The sequence below is a fragment of the Xanthomonas sp. NCPPB 1826 genome, assembly GCF_056725285.1.
Genome location: NZ_CM161521.1, coordinates 2,114,540 through 2,135,471, shown reverse-complemented (window position 1 = coordinate 2,135,471; position 20,932 = coordinate 2,114,540). Strand labels below are relative to the sequence as shown.

The following is a 20,932-nucleotide window of genomic DNA, read 5'->3' as shown; positions in this document are numbered from 1 at the left end:
CGCGCCCGTAGCTCAGTTGGATAGAGTACCTGGCTACGAACCAGGCGGTCGGGAGTTCGAATCTCTCCGGGCGCACCATCTTCAGAACAATAAGAGACAGCCTTCAACCGCTGTCTTTTTAGTTACAAGGGTCCGATCACACTGCGACGGATCTGCAAGTTAGAAATGCAAGTCAAAACAAGATAATGCGCCCGTAGCTCAGTTGGATAGAGTACCTGGCTACGAACCAGGCGGTCGGGAGTTCGAATCTCTCCGGGCGCACCAATCTTGAAGAAAACGACCAGCTTGCTGGTCTTTTTTTTTGCCTGTCGTTCGAGCGCATGGCGTGGCCACGCTGTTACCACGCAGCGAACGCGACGCAGCAACTGCCAAAGACCAGCACGCCCGCCGCAGGACATCGCGTCACTGCGGTCAGGCCATCGCACCCAGCACATCGGTCCGGGCAACCACCGCCACCGGCAGCAGCGAGGTCACCGGATGCCCGGCGTCGCGCCATGCATCCAGCCCACCCAGCAACGGCCGCACGTCGCCATATCCGCGCTCGCGCATCCGGCCGGCCAACCACGCCGCCGACACCTCGTCCGGACACGCGCAATAAATCACCACACTGCGATCGCGCGGCACGCTGGCCAGGATCTGCGCAAGCTGCCGCTCGTCGGCAAATACCGCGCCGGGAATCGTGTACGGCTGCAGATCGCGGTGGCCCGGCGCACGGATGTCCAGCACCGTCGGCCGTAGCGCTTCGTCGCCATCGAGCAGCGGCACCAGCTCGTCCACCGCGATACGCGCGTGCTCCAGCGAGCGCAGCAAGGCATGCCGCCGCCACCAACGCCAGCCGACATAGCAGGCCAGCAACACGGCCAGCACCACCACCGCACCAGAACCCAGATCCGACAGCAACGCGAGCACGTCCTGCACCTGATGCGCGAACAGCGCACCCAGGCTCAGCCCGACGAACGCCCACAGCGACGCACCCAGGGCGTCATAGCGCAGGAATGCCGCCGGGCGCACCCGCATCGCACCGGCCATCGGTACCGAGACCATCGACAGACCGGGCACGAACTTGGCCACCGCCAATACCCGCACACCCCAGCGCGAGAAGAACCGCTCGGTCTTCTTCATGCAGGTATCGCGCGACAGCGACAGCCGGCACAGCGACTGCAGGGTGCGATTGCCGAAACGGCGGCCGGCCAGATACCAGGCCAGGTCACCGAGCAGACTCGCCAGCACCGACACTGCCAACGCCAGCAATCCGGCCAGCCAGGCATCGCTGCCGCCCTGCAGCGCGTAGCCGGCACCGACCAGCACCAGGGTCGGCAGCGCCGGCACCGGCAGGCCCAGCGACAACGCCAGCACGTTGGCAAAGACCAGCGCCAATCCGTACTGTTCGATCAAGCCTTGCATGCGGCGACCCTGCGCGACGGCGAGGGCCGATTATCCGCCCTTCCTCACGCACGCGGCTGCCCGGCGGCGACGGAACGATACGTTTCGGCAAGCGACTGCAACCAGCCATCGAACAGTCCATCGCGGCGCAGTGCGCGCCGCCACCAGCCCAATGCCTCGCCCTCCTCGCCCGGCCGCCACGCCAGGTAGAAGGTTTCATCAGGTTTACGGGTCTCCACCTGCAGCGCACACAGCCGCCCGTCCTGTAGCGCGCCGCGCGCATACGGCTCGGGCAGAAAACCGTAGCCGGCACCGGCCAGCTGCAACTGCAGCTTGGCCTGCATGTCCGGCACGGTGAGCACATCGCGCGCGGAGAGCAGGCCCACCGTGCGTGGCAGCAGACGCCGCGCCGAATCCGCCACCGCAATCGCACGATGTTCGGCCAGCTCGGCCGCGCCCAGCAGGCCGGCGCCCGCCAGCGGATGCGTGGAGGCCACCGCGAACACGAAGCCCAGCGTGCCGATCGCCTCGGCGACATAGCCACCACCGCTCGGCCCCTCGCCCGCCGCCACGATCAGGTCCACGCGCCGATCCAGCAACGCCTCCCAGCTGCCGGACAAGGATTCGCTCACCACGCGCAGGCGGGTGCTGTCGGCCACCGTGTAGAAGTCCAGGATCTGCGCCTGCAGCAAGGCCACCGGCAGGATCGCATCCAGCCCGATCGCAAAGTCCGACTCCCAACCCGACGCCACCCGCCGGACCCGCACCTCCAGCTCCTGCGCGGCCCGCAGCAGCTGCCGCCCCTCGCGCAGCAGCTCGCGCCCGGCCTGGGTCGGTGTCGCCTTGGGGCCGACCCGCTCGAACAGCTGCACACCCAGATCGTCCTCCAGCTTGGAGACCGTGTAGGAAATCGTCGACGGCACCTTGAACAACACCTTGGACGCGGCCGTGAACGAGCCGCGGCGGTCGATCGCATCCAGGATCTGCAACGCTTCCAGGCTGATTTTCATTGTTCGATTTTTTCGATGGTAGCGACCAAATCTACTCGCTTTTTGGCGCCGGCGCGGAGGTGGAGACTAGCCATCAAGCCGCCGGGACACCGATTCATTCCCTGGCGACACCAACCCTTCAAGGAGAAGCAGCATGTTGAATGTCCGCAAGAGCGAAACCCGTGGCCGCGCCGAACATGGCTGGCTGTCCTCGCGCCATACTTTCTCCTTCGCCAGTTACCACGACCCGCGCCACATGGGCATCGGCCCGCTGCGGGTGATCAACGAAGACAAGGTGACCCCGGGCGAAGGCTTCGGCACCCATGCCCACCGCGACATGGAGATCATTTCCTACGTGCTGGGTGGCGCACTGGAGCACAAGGACAGCATGGGCACCGGCTCGGTGCTGCACTACGGCGACGTGCAGCGCATGAGCGCCGGCAGCGGCGTCACCCACAGCGAGTTCAACCACTCCGCCAGCGAACCGGTGCACTTCCTGCAGATCTGGGTGATGCCCGAGCGCAGCGGCATCGAGCCCAGCTACGAGGAGAAGCATTTCGATGCAGACAGCAAGCGCAACCAGCTGCGCCTGATCGCCTCGCCCGGCGGCGAGCACGGTTCGCTGCGCCTGCACCAGGATGCGCGCCTGTATGCCTCGATCCTCGATGGCGAGGTGCGCCTGCAGCAGCCACTGGCCGAGGGCCGCATCGGCTACGTGCAGGTGGCGCGCGGCAGCCTGAGCGTCAATGGCCAGGCGCTGTCGGCCGGTGATGCGCTGCAGATCACCGATGAGCCGGAGATCGTGCTGGCCGATGCGCGCGATGCGGAAGTGCTGGTGTTCGACCTGCCGAGGTAAGCGGCACCAGCGCAGCGCGCAGCGTGCCGCCGACAAGCCGGCACGCTGCGCACTGGAGATTTGCCGATATCAAAAAAGCCCGCTTCCGGCGGGCTTTTTTGTGCTCAAGCAACGCTGATTGCAGGACTGCGATGACGCTGCCACGCTTGACGCAACGCATCGCCAACGCCAACGCCGCGCAGTACTGCATCACTGCGCGAGATCACGCGGCCTGCGGCTTGGCAGGCCTGGCAAGCAGCTTGCTCGGGGTCTCGCTGCGCGCCGCCGCTATAGCGCCATCGCCATCGCTATCGCCATTGACCAGGGCAAACAGCGCGTCGGCATCGGCTTCCAGCACACGTGCAGAGCGCGCCAGATCGTCGACCATCTGCGCCTGGTCGCGCGCCTGCACACCGATCGATTGCAGCGCGGTGTTGGCGGTGGAAATGTCCCGCGCCTGCTCCTGACTGGCAGCGGCAATCTGCTCCACGGTGGCGGTGACCCGCAGCACCGAACCGACCATGTCCTGCATCACCGCCCCGGCCTGCTCGGCCAGGCGCGAACCATCGCCCACCTGGTCGGTCGCATTGTCGATCAAACCACGAATTTCCTTTGCCGAGACACTGCAGCGCTGCGCCAGGCTACGCACCTCGGTCGCCACCACGGCAAATCCACGCCCCTGCTCGCCAGCGCGTGCCGCTTCCACGGCTGCATTCAAGGCCAGGATATTGGTCTGGAACGCGATGCCGTCGATCACCTCGATGATCTGGCCGATACGGTCGGTGGCCGCGCGAATGCCCGCCGTGGTCTTGACCATGTCGGCGATGACGGTGGCGCCGCGTCGCGCCACATCGGCCGATGCCTCGGCCATGCGCTGCGCCGAACCGGCGCTGTCGGAATTGCTGCGCACGGTTTCTGCCAGCTGATCGATGGTGGTCGAGGTCTGCGCCACGGCTGCCGACTGCGTGGACGAGCGGCTCACCAGTTCCTGGTTGCTGACCGAAATATGGTGCGCTTCGCGCTGCACGTTCTGCGCAATGCTCATGGTCTGCTGCATCAACTGATGCATGCGCTCGGCCGAGCGCACCTGATCGGTGACATCGGTGGCGTACTTGACCACCTTGTACGGGCGCCCGGACACATCCAGGATCGGGTTGTAGGACGCCTGGATCCACACCGGACTGCCGTCCTTGCGCAGCCGACGGTAGCGGCCCGCATCGAACTGCCCACGCGCCAGCTTCGCCCAGAAATGCCGATAGTCCTCGGAGGCGCCATAGCTTGCGTCCACGAAGATGCGGTGATGCTGGCCGATCGCCTCCTCGGCGGAGTACCCCAAAATGGCCAGGAAGTTGTCGTTGGCACTCAGCACGCGCCCTTGCAGATCGAATTCGATCACGCCCATCACCTTGTCGATGGCCTGGATGCGCCCATCGGCGTCGGCCGAATCGATCACCTGGCGGGTCACGTCGGTGGCGTACTTGACCACTTTGTACGGCCGCCCGTGCTCGTCGAGCACCGGGTTGTAGGACGCCTGGATCCACACCTCGCTGCCGTCCTTGTTGAGGCGCTTGTAGCGCCCCGCGTCGAACGCGCCGCGCCCGAGCTTGTCCCAGAACGCGCGATAGGCCGCGGACTGCCGCGTTTGCGCGTCCACGAACATGCCGTGATGCTTGCCGCGGATCTCATCGAGCCGGTAGCCCATCACCGCAAGGAAATTCTCGTTGGCATCGAGCACCGTGCCATCCAGCGAAAACTCGATGACCGCCATGACCTTGTCGATCGCATCGATGCGGCCTTCGAAGTCGGCGGTCTGGCGCACCTGCGCGGTGATGTCGGTGGCGTACTTGATCACCCGGTAGGCCTTGCCCGCGCGATCCAGCAACGGGTTGTAGGAGGCGTTGATCCACACCTCGCGCCCGTTCTTGTCCAACCGGCAGAACCGCCCGGCATTGAAGTCGCCGCGACGCAGCGCCTGCCAGAACTGTCGATAGCTTTCGCTGTCGCGGTCGCTGGGGGTCACGAACATGTGGTGATGCTGACCGACGACTTCGTCCAGCCGGTAGCCCATCAGCGACAGGAAGTTCTGGTTCGCATGCAGGATGCGGCCATCCAGATCGAACTCGATCACCGCCATCACCCGGTCCACCGCATCGGCCTTGTGCTGCAGCCCACGGCTCAGTGAAGAAAACAAGCGTCCAAGCAGCGGCGGCAGGCGCATCGGGGTGAGATCCGAGAGAGGTGTCACAGCCTTAGCGACCCGTGCCCGGCTTACTTGAATCGCTGCCCGCAGCGCGTTCGTGGCAGTTCAGATGCTGCGGCCGGCACAGCCGCCGGCGTTGCGCCAGCGATGCCCATGCAGACCGTCACTGACCTGCCGGCACAAATGAAAACGCCCGCAAATCAGGGATTTGCGGGCGTCTAGAACACTGGCGGAGCGAGAGGGATTCGAACCCTCGATAGAGCTTTTGACCCTATACTCCCTTAGCAGGGGAGCCCCTTCAGCCGCTCGGGCATCGCTCCAGTTTTTGCGTCCTGCCGCGGTGTCCGTTGCAGGCCGCGAAGAATACCGGGTAAGAGGGGCTAACGTAAACCCTTTATGACGATCAATTCGAAGAATCGTCGCCCTGATGCGCACCGGAAGCGACCGGCTCATCCCCACGCTGGATCCGCTGATAGATTTCTTCGCGGTGTACAGCAACATCTTTCGGTGCGGTGATGCCGATACGCACCTGATTACCCTTGACGCCGAGTACGGTCACAGTGACCGAGTCGCCGATCATCAAGGTTTCGCCTACCCGGCGAGTGAGGATCAACATTTTGCAAATCTCCTGGAACCGGTGGGTTTCCCACCAGCATCGGCGGCCGACTGACGAGGCGCGCCCTAGGTAAAGGGAATAGACCGGAAATGGTAGCGGGACACCCTGCCAACCAGCAAGGCATACCAGGACAAGTGTTCAGCCCAAGTGTTGCTTGACCCAGGAGGGCACGCCTTCCAGCGCGGTCGCAAGGGCGGGACCATCCTCGCCACCACCCTGGGCGAGATCCGGACGACCGCCGCCCTTGCCTCCGATCTGACTGGCAATATGGCCAAGGAGTTCCCCCGCCTTCACCTTGCCAGTTGGGCTGCCGTTCACGCCGGCCACAAGCGCAACCTTGCCGCCAGCAGCGCCTGCCAACACGATGACCGAGTCGCCCAACTGCTGCTTGAGGCGATCCATCGCATCGCGCAGCGCCTTGGCGTCGAAGCCCTCCAGACGCACGGCGACCACCTTGACGCCTGCAACATCGACCGCGCTGGAACCCAGGTCTGCAGTTGCGCCGGAGGCCAGCTTGGCCTTGAGCGACTCCAGCTCACGCTCGAGCCGCTTCTGACGTTCGGTGAGCGCGCGAACCTTGTCGACCACCTCGGCGGTATTGCCGCCGAGCAGGCTGGCCGCCTCGAGCAGACGTCGCTCCTCATCGGCGACATGGTCCAGCGCGCCCTGCCCGGTCACCGCCTCGATACGACGCACGCCCGAGGACACACCGCCCTCGGAAGTGATCTTGAACAAGCCGATGTCGCCGGTGCGGGTGACATGGGTGCCGCCGCAGAGCTCGGTGGAATAACCGCCCATCTTCAGCACGCGCACGTTCTCGCCGTACTTTTCGCCGAACAGCGCCATCGCGCCGAAATCCAGCGCCTCCTGCATGGCCATGTTGTGCACTTCCACGCTGTGGTTGGTGCGCACTTCGGCGTTGACCTTGCGTTCGATCACGGCGAGCTCTTCGGGCGTGATTGGCTGGAAGTGCGAGAAGTCGAACCGCAAACGGTCCGGTGCAACCAGCGAGCCCTTCTGCTGCACATGCGTGCCCAGCACCTCGCGCAGGGCCGCATGCAGCAGATGCGTGGCCGAGTGGTTGAGGATGGTCTTGCCGCGACGCTGCACGTCGATGCCGCCTGCCAGCCCATCGCCCAATGCCAGCGCACCTTCGGTGATGCGCCCGACATGGCCATGGAACTGACCGGCAAACTTCTGGGTGTCGGTGATCTCGATGGAGACATCGCTACCGCTCAGCTGGCCGCTATCGCCGACCTGGCCACCGGACTCGGCATAGAACGGCGTACGGTCGGTGAACACGATGACCTCGTCGCCGGCTTCTGCACGTTCAACTGGACGGCCCTGCTTGAGCAACGCCACGACCTTGAGCGCATCGGCGTCATAGGCCTCGTAGCCCAGAAACACCGTCGGCGACATGGTGGCGACCAGATCGGCCGGCAATGCGACGCCGCCACCGAACTTGCCGGCGGCACGCGCGGTCTCGCGCTGACGCTCCATGGCGAACTCGAAGCCCTCCATGTCCACGCGCAAGCCACGCTCGCGTGCGATGTCGGAGGTCAGATCGACCGGGAACCCGTAGGTATCGAAAAGGCGGAACGCATCGGCGCCGGGAATCACTTCCTGCGCGCGCGCGGCGACGTCATCGAAGATCTTCATGCCGGCGTCCAGCGTCTCGGCAAAACGCTCTTCCTCGGCCAGCAGCGCGCGCGCGACGGTCTCCCGCGCGACCACCAGTTCGGGATAGGCCTCGCCCATCAACTCGACCAGGGTCGGCACCATCTTGCTGAAGAACGGCTGGCGTACCCCCAGCATCCAGCCGTGGCGCAGCGCACGCCGGATGATCCGGCGCAGCACATAACCGCGGCCTTCATTGGACGGCAGCACACCGTCGACGATCAGGAACGAACAGGCGCGGATGTGATCGGCGATCACCCGCAGCGACTTGTTCTCCAGATCGGTGACGCCGGTCAGCGCGCTGGCCTTGCCGATCAAGGCCTGGAACAGATCGATCTCGTAGTTGGTATGCACGTGCTGCAGGATCGCAGCCAGGCGCTCCAGGCCCATACCGGTGTCCACGCACGGCGCCGGCAGCGGCACCAGGGTGCCGTCGGGCTGGCGGTCGAACTGCATGAACACCAGGTTCCAGATCTCAATGAAGCGATCGCCGTCCTCGTCCGGGGAGCCCGGGGGGCCACCGGCGATATGGTCGCCGTGGTCGAAGAAGATCTCGGTGCACGGGCCGCACGGGCCGGTATCGGCCATCTGCCAGAAGTTGTCCGACGCGTACGGCGCACCCTTGTTGTCGCCGATGCGCACGATGCGGCTTTCCGGAATACCGATCATGTCGCGCCACAGCGCGAAGGCTTCTTCGTCAGTGTGGTAGACGGTGACCAGCAACCGCTCGGCCGGCAGCTTCCAGACCTGGGTCAGCAGCTCCCAGGCCCAGCTGATGGCGTCCTTCTTGAAGTAGTCGCCGAACGACCAGTTGCCCAGCATCTCGAAGAAGGTGTGATGGCGCGCGGTGTAGCCCACCGAATCCAGATCGTTGTGCTTGCCGCCGGCACGCAGGCAGCGCTGCACGTCGGCCGCGCGGACGTAGCTGCGCTTCTCCGCGCCGAGGAAGACGTCCTTGAACTGGACCATGCCGGAGTTGGTGAACAGCAAGGTCGGGTCGTTGCCCGGCACCAGCGGCGCGGATGGCACGATGGTGTGGCCCTTCCCCTCGAAGAACGCGAGGAAGTCACTACGGATCTGGGAAGTGCTGAATTTGGCAGGTGCGTTCATGTGCTGGCATTGGGCGGGCGGCAGTCCCGGTCACCCAATGAGATGTGGGCGCAGATGAGCGGAACAACCTGAAACCACGAAGGGTAGCAGGCCTGACGCCCTCAGTCCTCAAGGTCGAAGCGGGTGGCGCTACGAATGCTGTTGCCATCGAAACCACGCCGGGCCAGCAGATCGGCGGCCTTGCGCCGTTGCGGCAGATCGGTGGGGCCCTGGTCGCCAAAGCGACGCCGGATCAGATCGCGCGCGTTTTCGGTCCAGTCGCCCTCAAATGTCGCCATTGCGGCGCTGATGGCATCGCTGTCCAGGCCATGGGTTCCGAGCTCGGCGCGGATATGCAGTGGGCCGTAGCCCGAGCCTGCGCGATTGCGCACGACCGAGGCCGCAAAACGGGTGTCGTCCTGCCACCCCTCGTCAGCAAGGCGCTCCACGGCCGCCTGTGCAGCGTCCGGCTCGATACCGCGGGCCAGCAGCTTGCGGTTCAATTCCTTGCGCGAATGCTCGCGCCGCACCAGCAATCCCAGTGCGCGTTGGACCGGCGTCTGCTCCTTGAACCGGCGTCCCCGCTTTGGCGCGGGCTGTTGCTCGTCCATCGTGGGTGTCCCAAGTACCAAACTCACAGCATCAATGCGCCGTCCATGGCGCCTGCCCTCCTGGCCTTCAATAGATCTACCGCGGGAAGCGACGGCACTGACTCCGCCGTCCCCGCGATAGAAAACCTGCCACAGCCATCAGCGCTGCCGTTCTGCCATCAGGCGGACGCGGCCGGTAGGCAGGCAGAACCGGGGGTGGCCCCGCGGACGTCCCGGTTCGCGCGGCCGCCGAGACACCTGCCTGATGACGGCCGAGCTCGCACTACCTGGCTGCTGTTATTCCTTCTCGACATCGTCGCCGGCTTCGCGCGGCGCTTCGGCCGGCTGGAACTTCTCGCGCAGCTCGGCTTCCAGCCGCACCGCAACCTGCGGGTTGTCGCGCAGATAGCCACGCGCGTTGTCCTTGCCCTGCCCGATGCGTTCTTCACCGTAGCTGTACCAGGCGCCGGCTTTCTCGACCAGCTTGGCTTCCACGCCCATGTCGATCAGCTCACCCTCGCGGCTGATGCCTTCGCCGTAGAGGATTTCGGTCACGACCTGCTTGAACGGAGGCGCCAGCTTGTTCTTGACCACCTTGATCTTGGTCTGGTTGCCGATGATTTCGTCGCCCTTCTTGATCGCGCCGATACGACGGATATCCAGACGGACCGATGCGTAGAACTTCAGCGCGTTGCCGCCAGTGGTCACTTCCGGGCTCTGGCCCGGCATCATCACACCGATCTTGTGGCGCAACTGGTTGATGAAGACCACCAGCGTGTTGGAACGCTTGATGTTGCCGGTCAGCTTGCGCAGCGCTTGGCTCATCAGGCGGGCCTGCAGGCCCGGCAGCTGGTCACCCATTTCGCCTTCGATTTCCGCCTTCGGGGTCAGCGCAGCGACCGAGTCGACCACCACGATGTCCACCGAACCGGAACGCACCAGCATGTCGGCGATTTCCAGCGCCTGTTCGCCGGTATCCGGCTGCGACAGCAGCAGGTCGTCGACATTGACGCCCAGCTTGGCGGCGTAGATCGGGTCCAGCGCATGCTCGGCGTCGATGAAGGCAGCGGTGCCGCCCTTCTTCTGGCACTCGGCAATCGCCTGCAGGGTCAGGGTGGTCTTGCCCGACGATTCCGGACCATAGATCTCCACCACGCGGCCCTTGGGCAGGCCGCCGATCCCCAGTGCGATGTCCAACATCAGCGAGCCGGTCGGAATAACTTCGACGGCCTCGATCACACGGTCGCCCATGCGCATCACCGAGCCCTTGCCGAATTGCTTCTCGATCTGGCTCAGTGCGGCGGAAAGGGCGCGCTTCTTGTTCTCATCCATCTGGGTGATCCTTGTCAGTGATTTCGGTGTAGGGCTAATGTAACGGCGGTGTATCGCACAGGCTGAGACTGGCTGCGACACACTCAGATTAGGGAGGCGGCCATGGCGATGGCAGCGGGAAATCCTGCGGCACCGGCTCGGGATAACGCCAGTGGGGCCATCGGCGCAGTACTCAACGATTCGGCCTCAACAGCCCGCAGTACAGGCCCTCGATCGCGAAATCCTGATCCGGCAACACTTCGATCGGCGCGTAGTCCGGGTTGCGCGGCAGCAGGCGGATGCGGTCCTTGCCGATCTTCAACAGCTTGACCGTGATCTCCTCATCGATGCGCGCCACCACGATCTGCCCCGAGCGCGCGTCGCGGGTGCGGTGCACCCCGATCAGGTCGCCGTTGAAAATACCTTCGTCGCGCATCGAGTCGCCCTGCACCTTGAGCAGATAGTCCGGCGACGGCGAGAAGAACACCCGGTCCAGCACCACGAAGTCGTCCGAGCCGATATCCGCGCCGATGGGCAGGCCTGCGGCCACGCGTCCCAGCACCGGCAGACGCAGCACATCGTCGCGCATCGGCTCGTTTGCAGCGGCAGGCGGAGTGCGCGACTGGGCGCCCTGCCCGGCCAGACGGATGCCGCGGGCCTGGCCGGGGACGCGACGGATCGCACCGGCCTGCTCCAATGCCTCCAGATGGTATTGCGCGCCGCGCACACCCTTGAAGCCGAAGGCGCGCGCGATCTCGGTCTGCGAGGGCGGTACGCCGTCGGCATCGATGCGCTCGGCGATCAAGGCCAGGATTGCTTGCTGGGTATCGGTCAGGTCCATGGTTAGTAGTATTACTACTAACTGACGCCTGCGCAATAGCCGCGTTGTGCGCCATGCGCAGTCCGGCAATCGGGGGTCAGCATGTGCCGCGTCTAGCGGCGGCTGCGCCAGATAGAGAACAGGATCCAGACGCCGCAGATGGCTGCGCCGATGAAACCGCCGACGCCCAACGCGAGCAGCCAGCGGCTGGCACTGCCGCCGACACTGTTCATGACGATCGACGAGCCGATCACCAGCGCGGCAGTCACGATCCCCATGGTGAGCCGGTTGGCCGCGCGATCGACCTGCTCGCCGAACTCGCGCAATGCACGCGTTTCGATCTGCAGTTGCAGCTTGCCGCGCCGTGCGGCCTGCAGCAGCCGTTTGAGATCGCGTGGCAGATCGCCGATCAGGTCGATCGCGCCGGTCACGGTGCGACGGCTGCGCCGCAACATTGCGCTGGGTGCATAACGCTGCAGCACCACGCGTTCGAGATATGGACGCGCCTCGGTGGCCATGTCGAAATCCGGATCGAGCTGGCGCCCCATGCCTTCGAGCGTGAGGAACGCCTTGATCATCAGCGCCAGATCCGATGGCAGGGTCAGCCCGTGATCGCGCAGGATCGAGGTCACATCGCCCAGCATCGCGCCGATGCGCAGCTCCTTCAGCGGCACGCCGCGGTACTCGTCGACGAAGGCACCGATATCCTGCTGCAGCCGCGACTCATCGATCTCCAGGCTGGTACCGGCCCATTCCAGCAGTACGTCGATGACCGCTTCGGCGTCGTAGCTGACCATGCCATGCAGCAGTTGCGCGACCTGGAAGCGGCGCTGCTCGGAAACGCGCCCGACCATGCCGAAATCGATGACGGCGATGCGCCCGTCGCGCAGATAAAAGATATTGCCCGGATGCGGGTCGGCGTGGAAACAGCCATCCTGCAGCACCATCTTCAGCACGATCCCGGCGCCGGTGCGTGCGAGCGCCTTGCGGTCCAGGCCGGCCGCATCCACGGCGATCAGGTCCCGTCCCGGGATGCCGTCGATGAATTCCTGCACGTTGAGCGATTCGCAGGTCCACTGCCAATAGACGGACGGCACCACCACCTGGGGGTCGTTGACGAAATTGGCTGCGATGCGCTCGGCATTGCGGCACTCGGCGGCGAAATCGAGTTCGCGCCGCAAGGAGACGGTGAATTGCTGCACCACTTCGGCGGGGCGATAACGCTTGAGATCGGGCGCACGCGTTTCCACGATTTCCGCCAGGCGCGCCAGCAGACGCAGATCCGCATCGATGACATCGCCAATGCCGGGGCGGCGGATCTTCAGCACCACCGGCGTGCCATCGGCCAGCCAGGCGCGATGCGTCTGCGCCAGCGATGCCGCAGCCAGAGGCTGTTCGTCCAGGCGTGCGAACACGCTTTCCGGCTCCGCGCCCAGGGCTGCGACCAGTTGCGGGCGGATCTGTTCGAACGGCAACGCAGGCACGGCGTTCTGCAGCTCGCTCAGCTCTTCGATCCACTCCGGCGGCAGCAGGTCCACGCGCGTGGCCAGCACCTGCCCCAGCTTGACGAAAGTCGGCCCAAGTTCCTCGAGCGCGCGCCGCACCCGCGTCGCGGCAGACATGCGCAGGCGGCCCTCGGCGTTATGCCAGTGCAGCAGCTTGCCGGCACGTTCGAGCACGTCGGCCAGCCCGATGCGCCGCACCACATCGCCGAATCCGTAGCGGATCAGCACCGCGGCGATTTCCTGCAGCCGCCCCAGGTCTCGAACGGTGCCGAGCGCTTCCCACATCAGCACACCGCCTGCGATTGCGCTGCGGCAACGAGCCGCATGGCGTTAACGTGCATCGCTGCTTGTGTGGGCTCCTTGCAAACGCCTGTTGAGCATGCGCGACCACGCGCAACGCCTGTGGCTGCATGATCGCTCGCGCACAGGACGGCGCGGTGGCCGGCCGCCGCAGGCATCGGTTGCCGGACGGCTGCGCGCCGCTCATCCAGCAACGCCAGGACAGCGCCCGCAGATCGGCGCAGCAAGGACAACGACAACGCATGAGCAAAAAGCGGAAGCATCGGCACGCAGGTTGGAAGCGGGACCTTGTTTGTAGCCGATCTGCACGTGCCTGTCGCGTCATGAACACCCGCGGGCTTAGCCGAGGTTGCGCTTGCGCATGCATCCTGCTGCCTTGGCAATGCCGTGCTTGGGCCTTCGAGACCTAATACCGCAACCGCAAGGTGAGCCCATACGTGCGCGGGGCGCCCAGAAATGCATTCCACGAACCCGCCTGTAGCGGCGCATCGATGACGATCTGGCGATAGGTTTCGTTGCCAAGATTTTCTGCCCACGCTTCCAGCATCCAGCGCTTGTCGTCGGCGCCGATGCCCAGCCGTGCATTGAGCACCGTATAGCCCGGTTGCGCCTTCTGCGGATCCAGATCGGAGCCGGCGTTGTACTCGGAAACATACTTCGCGCCGACATTGAACCGGCCGGTCATGCGATTGCCGAGCGCGTGCTCGTAGCTGACCGAAAGATTGGCCGACCAGCGTGGCGCAAAGCTCAAACGACTGCCCGGCAGCAGTGCCAGATCGGCGTCCGGCAGCGGATCGTCGCCATATGCGGTATCCGTGTAGCTGAGCCCACCCTGCACCATCAGGCCGGGCATGGCGCCCTGCCACAGCAGTTCGGTATCGATGCCGCGCGACACCACACTGGGAATGGCGCGCACCACGAAGCTGGTCCCGAGGAAATTGTTGAGCTGGAAGTCGCTGAAGTCCTGATAGAACAGCGCGGCATTGAGCAGCAGGTTGCCACCGAGCCAGCTGGTCTTGGCGCCGAGCTCGTAACTGTCGACGAATTCGCCGGGAAACGCGGTGTCGTCCACCGGCAGGATCCCTTGCACGCCGCTGGACAAACCATCGGAGGACTGCACGCGATCCAGGTTGAAGCCGCCGGCCTTGTAGCCGCGCGCGGCGGACACATAGGTCATCACCGCATCGCTCCAGCGGTATGCCAGCTTCGCCGTGCCCGACCATTCGCGCTCGGTGCGGCGTTGCTCGGTGCGACGGCCGGCATGGGCGACATTGGCCCAGGGCAGACAGGTGAAACCGACCACTTGTGGCGCGATTGCCGGCACTGCCGATGCAGGCACGCCGCGCGCGACCAGCGCGGCCCCGATACGCCGCAACGCGGCCGGATCGAGCTGACCATTGGCCGCGAAGTAACTGGCGCACGCCGGGCTTCCATCGGGATTTTCGAACCTCGACTGCAATACCTTGTGCTCGTAGGTGTAGCGCAGCCCAACCACCACATCCAATGCATCGGTGGCATGCCAGGTGTTGTTGGTGAACAGCGCGGCACTGGTGCCATCCTGCCGAAAGCGATCCTGGCTACCCTGGCCGCGAAACAGCGTGCCGGCCGGCAAGCCGGTAGCATCCGCGAGAAAGCGCGTTGCATCCGCACGGGTGGCCAGCGCCGGATTGACCCGTGCAAGCAACACGCTGGACAGATACGGCTCGTAGGCACTGCCGAAGCGATAGGACTCGTTGCGATGCAGGGTTTCGTCGGCGTAGAACGCACCGACCATCCAGTCCAGACGCTCGCCAGATCCGGCCAGGCGCAGTTCCTGGCTGAAGGTCTTGAACCGGGTCAGCATCTCGTCCTCGCGCGGCGCGCGGTAGAGGATGTCGGCCGCACTGTAGTCGAAGTCCAGACCATTGACGGATGTCCAGTCGCGCAATGCGGTGATCGAGGTCAGCACCGCCTTGCCCAGCCACGGCGTGGTCCAATCCAGCTGCGCCGACACGCCCTTGTCCTGGATATCCTGCGCGGTGCTGCGATTGCTGTAGGCACGCCTGCCTCGCGGATCGGCACGCGCAATCGTGCCCTGCCCGCCTGGTGCCAGCGCATCGATCAGTGCTGCGGTCGGCCCACGTTCGGTAGTGACGGTGACGCAGCAGTTTTCCTCGCGGCGGGTGTAGTCGGCAGCCAGATTGATGTCCAAGTCGGCGCCGGGTTCCCATAACCACTGCACGCGCGCAGTGCGCAGGTTCTGGTCGCCATCGTCGCTGGCGGTGCGCGGGCCGGCTCCGGTGACCACCTGTTCGAAGCCGTCGCGACGCCGCCTGGCGGCATAGACGCGCAAGGCACTGGTGTCGCCCAGCGCATCGTTGAAGGCGCCGGCAATCCCGAGCGCGCCATAGTTGCCCACGGTGATCTCGGCATCGGCACTGCGGGTAAAACTGGGCCGACGCGTCACCACGTTGATGACGCCGGCCGAGGTGTTCTTGCCGAACACGGTGCCTTGCGGCCCCTTCAACACCTCGATGCGCTCAAGCTCGCCGAGGTCGGCAAAGCCCACGCCGTTGCGTGCGCGCGCCACCCCATCGATGACCACACCGACCGAGGATTCGAGCCCGGCGTTGTCGCCCACGGTGCCAATGCCGCGGATGCGCGCGGTGGTCTGCGCAGCGCTCTGACTGCTGGTCACGATCAAGCCGGGCACCAGCACCTGCAGTTCCTTGATGTCATGCACGCCGCTGTCCTGCAGCAGTTGCCCGGGCAATACCGAGACCACCACCGGCACGTTCTGCAGCGATTCCTCGCGTTTTTGCGCAGTCACCTTCAGGGCCGCCAGTGTTGCCGGCTCGTTGCGCTGTTGCTGCGTGGCCGTTTGCGCATGCAGCGGCGATGCCTGTGCGGCCGCGAAGAGCGCCAGCGCAAGCCCGGTGCTGCGTTGCTGTTGCATGCGCATGCCTGTCCCCCGACAAAGAGCCCGCAATGCACTGCGGCGAGCGCCGCAGGTCGCGTGAGACCACACCTTAGCGAGTGAACGGGGTTGGACCACACCGTTGGCAGAAGCTGCGCAGCGCGCAGCGAACGCAATGCAACGAAAGCTGCATTGCAGCCATGCATGAACTGCGCAATCGCTGGATGTCGAAGAGAAACACCGCGGCCAGCGTCGCACTGCGCGCAGCATAGGCGCGCGTGCGGCTTTCTTCCGTACGAGGACTAGAGCAGTGCGCTCAAGCCCCGCAGCGCGGCAACCACGGTCTGACGCCGCACTGCATCGCGATCGCCAGCGAATTGGAACAACTGCGCAGTGGCATAGCCGCCGCGCCGCTTCCAGCCGATCCATACCGTGCCGACCGGCTTGTCCTCACTGCCGCCACCCGGGCCGGCGATGCCGGTCACCGCCACCGCGATGCTCGCGCCGGAATTGACCAGCGCGCCCGACACCATTTCAATCACCGTTTCGCGGCTGACCGCACCATGCACTTCCAGCGTCTGCGGCCGCACCCCCAGCAAGGCCTGCTTGGCCTCGTAGCTGTAGGCGGCCATGCCGCAATCGAACCAGTGCGAGGACCCCGCCACATCGGTGACCGCCTTGGCGATCCAGCCACCGGTACAGCTCTCGGCAGTGACCAGGCGCTCGCGCGCGGCAAGCAGCTGTTGACCGAGGCGTTCGGCCAGCTGCTGCAGTTCGGAATCGGCGGACATGGACATGGGCACGGCGAGTGAAGGAGCAACCGACGTTTTAGCCGAATTTGCCGCGCCTGTCTGCGCTGGCGCCCAATCCGCGCCAGCGACGACGTGGCCGGGGTTCAGTAGCGGTGTGCAGCGATGGCAGCGGGCATCGGCTGTGCTGGCGACAGGATCGCAAGGATATCGGCTGCTGGCGGACGTTCTCACGCCTGCACCACTGCTGCAGACACGCGTTCGGTCGTCAGCAAACAGAACGCCACGGCCGAAACGGCGCGATCGCCGCAGCGCTTGCACCCATCAGCCTGCCCCGACAACGGCGATCTGCACGGCCGGCACAAGCCGACCGTGCAGCGCCGATCACGACTCCCAGTCTTCGCGACGATCGGGCAGCATCGCGCGCAGTGGCGCACCGTCGTCGCCGGCAGCCAGGCGCTCGGCCTCGACCATCGGCAGGTCGACGTCCAGCAACCAGCCGTCCTCGTCGGACTGCTCGCCGCGCACCACTTCCAGTTGGTGCAACTTGGAGCGCAGACGGCCGGCCGATGGCGGCAACCGCAGTTGTCCGGTCACATGGCGCAGGTCCAGTCGCTGCCCGAGCGCATGCTGCAGTTCCTGCAGCCCGCGTCCGTCGCGCGCGGAAACCCACACGCGTTCGCGCCGAGCTTGGTCGGGAATACCGTCCTGCGCATCGTGACGCACCTGCGCGCCTTCGATCTTGTCGATCTTGTTGAACACCAGCAGCTGCGGCAGATCGCCCGCACCCACCGCATGCAACACCTCATCGACCTGCTGGATGCGTTCCTCGCGCAGCGGGTCGGCCGCATCGACGATATGCAACAGCAGATCGGCGTCGCGCGCCTCGGACAAGGTCGAACGGAATGCAGCGACCAGTTGGTGCGGCAGATCGCGTACGAAGCCGACCGTGTCGGCCAGGATCGCACTGCCGCCGGGCAGCGCGATGCGGCGCACGGTGGGGTCGAGCGTGGCGAACAACTGGTCGGCCACGTAGGCCTCCGCACCAGTCAAGGCGTTGAACAGCGTGGATTTGCCGGCATTGGTGTAACCGACCAATGCAATCCGCGGCAGTTCGCTGCGCATGCGCGCACGCCGCATCTGGGTGCGCTGCACCTCGACCTTTTCCAGCCGCTGCTGCAACTGCTCCACCCGCTTCTGCAGCAGGCGGCGGTCGGTTTCCAGCTGGGTTTCGCCAGGGCCGCGCAGGCCGATCGAACCACCGCGCTGACGCTCCAGGTGGGTCCAGCCGCGGACCAGCCGGGTGGCCATATGCCGCAGCTGCGCCAGCTCCACCTGCAACTTGCCCTCGTGGCTGCGTGCCCGTTGCGCGAAGATGTCCAGGATCAAGCCAGTGCGGTCGATCACGCGCCGCTCCAGATAGCGCTCCAGATTGCGCTCCTGGCCCGGCGACAAGGTGTGGTTGACCAACACCAGATCCGCACCAGTGGCCTCGGCGGCGGCCTTGATTTCTTCCAGCTTGCCGCTGCCGATCAAGGTCGACGGGTTCGGTTTGTCGATGCGCGCGGTGAGCGTGGCCGCCACCGTGGCGCCCGCCGACTTGGCAAGGTCGGCGAACTCCTCCAGCACATCCTCTTCGGCAGGCCCACCGGAGTGGGTCTGAATCAACAACGCGTGTTCACCCTTCCGTGAGCGATCAAACACGCACTACTCCATTACTGCTCGACGTCGTCATCTTCCGCCTGGTTGCCTTCATTGGATTGCACATACCCACCACCCGGTCCCACGCGCACATTGCGCGCCGGCACGACCGTGGAGATGGCGTGCTTGTAGACCATCTGACTCACGGTATTGCGCAGCAGAACCACGAACTGGTCGAACGACTCGATCGTGCCCTGCAGCTTGATGCCGTTGACCAGATACACAGAGACCGGCACCCGCTCGCGCCGCAGCGCGTTGAGGAATGGATCCTGTAAAGATTGCCCCTTAGCCATCGAAAACTCCTCTTCATTATTGTTCTTATAATCCCGGTCGACACCTGCCATCCCCAGCCGGCCCCGGAAACGGGATGTTACACGCCTGAAGCCTGCCGCACAGGGGGACGTTGACCGAGGAAGCCGACAAGTGCGCTCTGCAGTCGATGGCGGTCACGCTCCGGGTCGAACCAGCGTGCGTCGAGCTCGCCACGCAGCCAGGTGAGTTGCCGCTTGGCCAGTTGACGGGTGGCCTGCACCGCCTTGTCACGGAAGTCGGCCAGGCGACCGGCCCCATCCAGGTACTCCCAGGCCTGGCGGTACCCCACCGCGCGCACCGCGGGCAGATCCAGCGGCGCGGCGACCGCACGCAGTTGCGGCAGTGCCCGCAGACGTTCCACCTCGGCCAGGAAATCCTGCGCCAGCATCGTGTCCAGGCGCTGTTCGATGCGTGCATGCAGCACCGCGCGCTCGCGCGGCGCCAGCACCACCTTCAGCACCCGCACCGGCAAGCGCGGACCCGGCGGTAGCGCCTGCCAGTAGCTGATCGGCCTGCCGCTGATGCGGTAGACCTCCAGGGCGCGCTGGATCCGCTGCGGATCGGTGGTATGGATGCGCGCCGCCGCAACAGGGTCGACGTCCGCCAGTTGTGCGTGCATCCGGGCCCAGCCAAGTTCGCCGGCTTCGGTTGCGATCGCCGCGCGCACCGCCGGGTCGGCCTCGGGCAACTGCGACAGCCCTTCCAGCAAGGCGCGGAAGTACAGTCCGGTGCCGCCGGCCAGAATCGGCAGCTTGCCGCGCGCCACGATCTGCTCGATCGCCTGCCGCGCATCGCTGGCAAATTCCGCCGCCGAATAGATCTGCCAGGGCTCGCGCAGATCGATCAGGTGATGCGGCACCGCCGCGCGCATCGCCGCATCCGGCTTGGCCGCGCCGATGTCCAGGCCGCGATACACCAGCGCCGAATCGACGCTGACGATCTCGCCGTTCCAGCGCTGCGCGGCGTTCAGTGCCAGCGCGGTCTTGCCGCTGGCGGTCGGCCCCATCAGCGCAATCGCCAGCGGGCGGCGGTCGGCCGGCATCAGTCCTCGTCCGGCCAGCGAATGCTCGGTGCCACAGGCGCGCTCACCCGCGGCAGCGGAATCGCCGCCATCGCGCTCCACACCTTCAGGGCATCCATGGTGGCGGCCACATCATGCACGCGCAGCAACATCGCGCCGTGCTGGGCGGCGATCAGATGCGCAGCGACCGAGCCGTATACGCGCTCTGCGGCGACCTGGCGCCCGGTCAACTCACCGATACTGCGCTTGCGCGACAGCCCCGCCAGCACCGGCAGGCCGAACTCCTGCAGGCGCTGCAACTGCGCCAGCACGGTCAGATTGTGCGTAGTGGTCTTGTCAAAGCCGAACCCCGGGTCGAGGATCAAGCGGCGCTTGTCGATCCCGGCCATTTCGGCCGCGAAGATACGCTCGGCCAGGAAGCGATGCACCTCGGCCACCACGTCGTCGTAGTGCGGCGCGTCCTGCATCGCATGCGGCGCGCTGCGTGCATGCATCAACACCACCGGCACCCGCAACTCGGCTGCCGCATCCAGCGCCCCCGGCGAGCGCAGTGCATGCACGTCGTTGATCATGCCGGCGCCGGCTGCGACCGCCGCGCGCATCACCTCCGGCTTGTAGGTATCCACACTGATCGGGACAGTGGTCTGCTGCGCCAATGCCTGGATCACCGGGATCACGCGCTGCAGCTCGTCCTCCAGTGACACCGGCGTGGCGCCGGGACGGGTGGATTCGCCACCGATATCCAGCAGCGCAGCGCCCTGCTCGACCAGACCCAGGCCATGCGCGATGGCGGCCTCGCAGCTGGCGTGCTGGCCGCCGTCGGAAAACGAGTCCGGCGTGACATTGACGATCCCCATCACCTGCGGCGCATCCAGTCGCAGCTCGCGACCGGCGCAATCCAGCTTGAGGGCGGTGTCAAACATCGATGGTGTCTCCTT

16 protein-coding genes and 3 tRNA genes are annotated in these 20,932 nt (G+C 65.5%); 3 read left to right on the top strand and 16 right to left on the bottom strand.

Annotation, left to right across the window (positions count from 1 at the left end):
- The first annotated feature begins 1 nt into the window (after window position 1).
- Window positions 2-78 (top strand) — tRNA-Arg (locus tag AC1PLA_RS09340).
- A gap of 109 nt (window positions 79-187) precedes the next feature.
- A tRNA-Arg gene (locus tag AC1PLA_RS09335) sits at window positions 188-264 on the top strand.
- 147 nt (window positions 265-411) lie between these two features.
- Here the strand turns inward: AC1PLA_RS09335 and AC1PLA_RS09330 are convergent.
- Window positions 412-1,404 (bottom strand): DedA family protein/thiosulfate sulfurtransferase GlpE, encoded by a 993-nt coding sequence (locus tag AC1PLA_RS09330; protein ID WP_481106049.1) that lies wholly within the window; start codon window positions 1,402-1,404, stop codon window positions 412-414.
- A gap of 44 nt (window positions 1,405-1,448) precedes the next feature.
- Entirely contained in the window at window positions 1,449-2,393 is a 945-nt protein-coding gene (locus AC1PLA_RS09325; RefSeq protein WP_104589179.1) for a LysR family transcriptional regulator, read from the bottom strand.
- Between the two features lie 133 nt (window positions 2,394-2,526).
- On the opposite strand from AC1PLA_RS09325, the gene AC1PLA_RS09320 reads away from it, so the two are divergent.
- Complete coding sequence (locus AC1PLA_RS09320) at window positions 2,527-3,228, top strand: pirin family protein (protein ID WP_046342365.1); 702 nt, start codon at window positions 2,527-2,529, stop codon at window positions 3,226-3,228.
- A 202-nt stretch (window positions 3,229-3,430) separates the two neighbouring features.
- Here the strand turns inward: AC1PLA_RS09320 and AC1PLA_RS09315 are convergent, their stop codons facing one another.
- From AC1PLA_RS09315 to folP, 14 genes are all read right to left on the bottom strand, one after another.
- Window positions 3,431-5,398 carry a methyl-accepting chemotaxis protein gene (locus AC1PLA_RS09315; RefSeq protein WP_481106182.1) on the bottom strand — a complete coding sequence of 656 codons (1,968 nt, stop codon included), beginning with the start codon at window positions 5,396-5,398 and terminating at the stop codon, window positions 3,431-3,433.
- A gap of 236 nt (window positions 5,399-5,634) precedes the next feature.
- A tRNA-Ser gene (locus AC1PLA_RS09310) sits at window positions 5,635-5,727 on the bottom strand.
- Window positions 5,728-5,810: 83 nt separating this feature from the next.
- Window positions 5,811-6,023 (bottom strand): carbon storage regulator CsrA, encoded by a 213-nt coding sequence (gene csrA / locus AC1PLA_RS09305; RefSeq protein WP_024939585.1) that lies wholly within the window; start codon window positions 6,021-6,023, stop codon window positions 5,811-5,813.
- A 138-nt stretch (window positions 6,024-6,161) separates the two neighbouring features.
- Complete coding sequence (gene alaS, locus AC1PLA_RS09300) at window positions 6,162-8,810, bottom strand: alanine--tRNA ligase (RefSeq protein ID WP_481106048.1); 2,649 nt, start codon at window positions 8,808-8,810, stop codon at window positions 6,162-6,164.
- Between the two features lie 101 nt (window positions 8,811-8,911).
- Window positions 8,912-9,400: a recombination regulator RecX gene (recX, locus tag AC1PLA_RS09295; RefSeq protein ID WP_016904266.1), complete on the bottom strand. Its 489-nt coding sequence runs from the start codon at window positions 9,398-9,400 to the stop codon at window positions 8,912-8,914.
- Window positions 9,401-9,676: 276 nt separating this feature from the next.
- The gene (recA, locus tag AC1PLA_RS09290; protein WP_016904265.1) at window positions 9,677-10,711 is read right to left on the bottom strand and encodes a recombinase RecA; all 1,035 of its coding nucleotides are present in this window, start codon (window positions 10,709-10,711) and stop codon (window positions 9,677-9,679) included.
- Window positions 10,712-10,883: 172 nt separating this feature from the next.
- Window positions 10,884-11,531, bottom strand: a complete 648-nt coding sequence (gene lexA / locus AC1PLA_RS09285; RefSeq protein WP_104537811.1) for a transcriptional repressor LexA — start codon at window positions 11,529-11,531, stop codon at window positions 10,884-10,886.
- 92 nt (window positions 11,532-11,623) lie between these two features.
- A complete protein-coding gene (gene ubiB, locus AC1PLA_RS09280; RefSeq protein ID WP_166768302.1) occupies window positions 11,624-13,300 on the bottom strand; it encodes a 2-polyprenylphenol 6-hydroxylase in 1,677 nt (558 codons plus the stop codon).
- 421 nt (window positions 13,301-13,721) lie between these two features.
- Window positions 13,722-16,250: a TonB-dependent receptor gene (locus AC1PLA_RS09275; protein ID WP_481106047.1), complete on the bottom strand. Its 2,529-nt coding sequence runs from the start codon at window positions 16,248-16,250 to the stop codon at window positions 13,722-13,724.
- A 263-nt stretch (window positions 16,251-16,513) separates the two neighbouring features.
- Complete coding sequence (locus AC1PLA_RS09270; protein WP_181120469.1) at window positions 16,514-17,008, bottom strand: CinA family protein; 495 nt, start codon at window positions 17,006-17,008, stop codon at window positions 16,514-16,516.
- A 336-nt stretch (window positions 17,009-17,344) separates the two neighbouring features.
- Window positions 17,345-18,664 carry a ribosome rescue GTPase HflX gene (gene hflX / locus AC1PLA_RS09265; protein ID WP_039527808.1) on the bottom strand — a complete coding sequence of 440 codons (1,320 nt, stop codon included), beginning with the start codon at window positions 18,662-18,664 and terminating at the stop codon, window positions 17,345-17,347.
- An 11-nt stretch (window positions 18,665-18,675) separates the two neighbouring features.
- Complete coding sequence (hfq, locus tag AC1PLA_RS09260) at window positions 18,676-18,954, bottom strand: RNA chaperone Hfq (protein ID WP_005915027.1); 279 nt, start codon at window positions 18,952-18,954, stop codon at window positions 18,676-18,678.
- Window positions 18,955-19,031: 77 nt separating this feature from the next.
- A complete protein-coding gene (miaA, locus tag AC1PLA_RS09255; protein WP_481106046.1) occupies window positions 19,032-20,015 on the bottom strand; it encodes a tRNA (adenosine(37)-N6)-dimethylallyltransferase MiaA in 984 nt (327 codons plus the stop codon).
- Window positions 20,015-20,917 carry a dihydropteroate synthase gene (gene folP, locus AC1PLA_RS09250; protein WP_481106045.1) on the bottom strand — a complete coding sequence of 301 codons (903 nt, stop codon included), beginning with the start codon at window positions 20,915-20,917 and terminating at the stop codon, window positions 20,015-20,017. The genes miaA and folP overlap by 1 nt, the downstream gene beginning before the upstream one ends.
- Window positions 20,918-20,932 lie beyond the last annotated feature (15 nt).